This window comes from Calditerrivibrio sp., from assembly GCA_026415135.1.
Taxonomy (GTDB): Bacteria; Chrysiogenota; Deferribacteres; order Deferribacterales; family Calditerrivibrionaceae; genus Calditerrivibrio.
The window spans coordinates 1-3,995 of sequence record JAOAHS010000063.1 but is presented as its reverse complement, the minus strand read 5'-3'; the positions used below and the strand labels follow the sequence as shown (position 1 = coordinate 3,995).

Below are 3,995 nucleotides of genomic sequence, written 5' to 3'. Positions count from 1 at the left end.
GGCTTAATCTCTTTTACATATCTCAAATAAAACTTGTATGGACAGTTGATATAGTCATCCAAATGAGTTGGAGAAAAGTGTGAAATATTGGTGTTCTGATTTTCTATCAACAATTCTGTATTTTTTTTATAAACAAAAGGTGTATTTATTTTAGGTATAGATATACGTCTTTTTTCATTCAGTTCTTTAGTTAAGATTAGTTGTTCAATGTATCTACTCCTTGTATATTTTTCCCCCTTTTCTTCACCAGATCTATAAAACAAAAACACCTTTTTAGCAGAATAAACTGCCCTGAAAAAATTATACCTCATCAAAAGCTCTTTTTCCTTATATGTAGGTAGCCCAAGATACCTCTTAACCATTTCAGGCAAAAGGGGATCTACTTTGTCATAGTTAGGTAATATACCCTCATTTACATCAAGAATAAAAAGAGTGTCAAATTTAAGCCCCCTTGACTCCAGCATACCCATTACCTGCAAACCTTTAAGGGGACTACCTTCAAAAGGTATAAAGATATCTTTCGCTATCTCTTTTATAATGGATATTAGAAATTCAATATCTACATATCGATCTTTTACCCCCTCTATTTTAGCACTTATTTCATCTATGAAAAGAAGAGCTATATTCGCATTTAAAATAAAACTCAAGTCTTTTTCATCATATACAGACCTTATCAAATAGCTCAGCAAATTTTCAAATAAACTCCTCCACTTTTCTAAGGTGACATTTTCTTTAAACTGACAGATCAAATTATACAAAAAACCACCATTTAAAACAACATTCTTTCTTTCTTGCCGGAAAATACATCGTTTTATATCGATCAACTCTCTCTTAAACCCATCATGCACAATCAAATTTTCAAAATCGCACAATTTAATGAGGATATCACTATCTATCTTAAATCCATTTTCTTGTATCTCTGCCCTGTAAATGACATCGAGAAATCTTATTAAAAAGCCGTAAACATTAGTTTGTACAAAAGGGTACCCCATAGTAATATTCAGATTGTCTCCTATCTTTTCGGGTATGTTTGTTAGAAAAAGCCTCAGAACAGATTCATCTGGTAATAAAACAGCAACTTCATTAGCTTTATTGATTTCAGAAAAATCTCTTTCGAGCCTATTAGATAACTCCTCCATTTCCTGCATACAGCTTGAGGAATCATAAAAATTTATTTCTGGAAGCATAAAACTGTCTTCTTTTGAAATTACTCTGTTAACATTTTTAACAACTCTTTCAATTTCCCTCACAGTAAGCTCCACTGCTTCAAAACAATTAAAATACTTATTTCTATTGTGGTTATCACTGTACAATACAAAACAGACCTTAGTTTTGGATGCAATCTTTTTTAATATTTCAATTTCTAACTTTGACAAATACAACAAACCACTAAAGATAAATTCATAATCTGTAAGATCCACATTTTCCAATAATTTAAGCATCCTCCGATATAGCTCACCCCCATAAATCTGATTCCCCATTTGCTTCCTATATGTATTGTATAAGGTTTTGATATTACTTAAAATAGTGTCACTCTCTTTTAACATCTCTATATAAATATTGTCCAAGTTTTTTGATAAATCTAAAGTATCAGTATCTATTGGAAGATTTTTATCTATTTCACTGAAAAGACTAGAAAGCCTTTTGGCCCATGGAAAAACCTTTTTATCCTCTCTACCTAAAGCCTCATACACATGATTATGACTACGGATAACATCCAACATAAAGAAGTAGCGTTCCAAATTCGACTGATACAGAACACTATCATTTGTATGCTTTAAAACAAACTCCTTTACAAAATCATCAAACACATAAAAATCAGTTTTCAAAAGATAATCTATATCCAGCCTTTGTTCCAAAAACCTTATAGGTCTCTTATTTGCCGAAATGAAAAATATTTTTTTACACTCCGAGTTAATAATCAGATCTTTTAAATAATCTATCATATCTTTAGATAAATCAACTAAATGTAGTTCAAACATTCAATTTTTCCCCCGTTTTTAAATAGTAGATAACACCAGTTACATTAAAAGGTAAAAGGTTACAATATCGTTTTATCTGACCTTTATCACTTTCTTTTTTATCGCCTGTTTTAAAATCTATAACAGTATAATGATCCCCCTTTTTCACCAATCTATCCAATCTCAGTATTGTTCCATCATCTGTAACAAACTCCTTTTCTGTCCAACAAGCATTAACCTCATAAAAATAATCCTTAAGATCGCTTATAGTTTTTATCAGAATCTTTTTAAGATCATCATAAACTTGAGTGCCGGAGCCTTGCTTATCCAAAAACTTTTCCACAAATTCCTCTACCTCAACATTATCAGGGATTACATCAATCTTACTTAAAAGATTGTGTATCAACACACCCCTTCTACCACCTTCTAGTACATCATCGTATAAAGGCTCAGTAACAAAATTCTTCCTAAACCTGTAAAATTTTACATTTTTACTACCCTTTTCTTCCATATCATTTGGAGTAGAGATTTCCTTAAAAATCTTATCCATATCAACATTAGAGGATTTATCCTGACTACATTCAGAATTTTTATACTCTTCACCTATAACCATATTTAACAAACTTGATGTCTTCAAAACCTTCGGATAATTACCATCTTCATTCAAAGAATAACAACCTGTGATATAAAGTTCCTCCACAGCTCTTGTATTTGCCACATACATGAGGTTTATATTTTCAATGATTTCAGCAATGAGCTTTTTATTATATTTATCTTGTATCTTTTTAGAAAATATTCTAAGCTTTTTCATGTCACCAAAAATTTTACCTTTTGTATCTTCATAAAAATATGATAAATCTACTGTATCAAACAAATTTTTGATCGTTTTATTAAGTTCCCAATCATAACAAGGTAATATAACAACCTTACCCTCCAAACCCTTTGACTTGTGAATACTCATAATCCTGATGGCATCTATGTCATAACCCATAGTCAAGCTTACATCATTAGTTTCAAAATAATTCAGTATCTCCCTAATAGTCAATCCTTTGTTTACCAAACAGTTTACCTCTTCCAAAAATGTCTTAACATATATATCCTTCTGTAACTGTAAAGATTCAACTATACCCACAAAAAACTCATAAGGAGAAACAACAATATGACCATCCCTTTTTTCATTGATAACATTAATCCAAAGTTCCTTTAAAGCACCTTCATAAAAAGGGTCATCAGTGTTAATGAAATATAAAGCACATAGTAAAATCTTTTTTATATTAAAATCACTTTTAATCCTCAGGTTTCCATCGGTAATAAATTGCAACCACCTTAAACTCTGCTCAGAATATACCCAATCGATTATCGTGGGTATAGTATCATTCTCCCTAACCAATATCAATATATCTGATGCCTTATACCCCCTGTTAAACAAACTTATTAGTACATTTATTAACCTGTTTTTATAAAATTCATAAAGTATATCTTTTTTATCTTCATCTGTATTAAAATCTTTTTCAGAAATCAAACATATATCTACATGACCCTCAAACTCATTTATAAGGTCTTGTTCCACATTTTCATACACATTTTTAAAAGTATCATTAAAGCTCTCGTCTTCTAAAAATATTTTTTTTAGATGGTTTAAAAATGTATCATTCTTTTTTAAATTTTCAAAAGTTTCATTGTTAAACTGAACAATCTTCTTTCCAGAGCGATAATTATTCTTCATAGTTTCCTGATTAAAATTTTTTAATTCATCAAAAAGAGTATAGTCGCCTCCCCTCCATCCATAAATACTTTGCTTTTTATCCCCAACCACGAACACTGTTCCACCGACTGAGATGGCATTATCTATCAAAGGTTTCATGCTTTCAAACTGTACCCTTGAAGTATCTTGAAATTCATCTATCAGATAATGATAGATAGTCTCCCCCAATCTACAATAAGCCATTGTTACCCCATTTTCACTTTTTAATAATTCAGAAACCTTTTTGGCTATCTCAGATCCATCAACGATATTCTGCTCCCTCATAACCT

Annotated in this window: 2 protein-coding genes; both read right to left on the bottom strand. The window is 30.7% G+C overall.

The features are described from left to right. On the bottom strand, positions 1-1,982 hold a 1,982-nt coding region (locus N3C60_10085), incomplete at its 3' end, for a hypothetical protein (protein ID MCX8085257.1). After that, positions 1,975-3,995: UvrD-helicase domain-containing protein (locus tag N3C60_10080; GenBank protein MCX8085256.1), on the bottom strand; the 2,021-nt coding region annotated here is incomplete at its 5' end. The genes N3C60_10080 and N3C60_10085, both read right to left, overlap by 8 nt.